Here is a 266-nt window from a genome sequence, read left to right on the forward strand (position 1 = left end):
AAATTAGATTTAGTAGATTACCTTTTAGCACAAATTGAAAGAGAGGAATCGGAAGCTGCTGCAAAAGCTGAAGCAGAGGAAAAGGCAAAGGCAGAAGCAGAAGAAAAAGCCGCTAGAGAAGCCGAAGAAAGTAATGAGGAGAATTCCGATCAGGCTGCAAGAGACACACCATCTAGTAACCAAGGGCAATCCAATTCTGATGATAAAAATACAGCATCTACACCAAAACAGGAAGAACAAAGCAACACGGGCTCTGATTCGAACAC

The 266-nt window shown here is 42.1% G+C and carries 1 protein-coding gene; it reads left to right on the forward strand.

Going from position 1 to position 266, the window contains the following annotated elements; genetic code table 11:
• Positions 1-266, forward strand: a 266-nt coding sequence (locus AOA60_RS32075; RefSeq protein WP_218240504.1) for a hypothetical protein, incomplete at both ends; no start/stop codon positions are given.

Source organism: Pseudomonas sp. 2822-17 (genome assembly GCF_002742485.1).
GTDB classification, from domain to species: Bacteria; Pseudomonadota; Gammaproteobacteria; order Pseudomonadales; family Pseudomonadaceae; genus Aquipseudomonas; species Aquipseudomonas cyclaminis.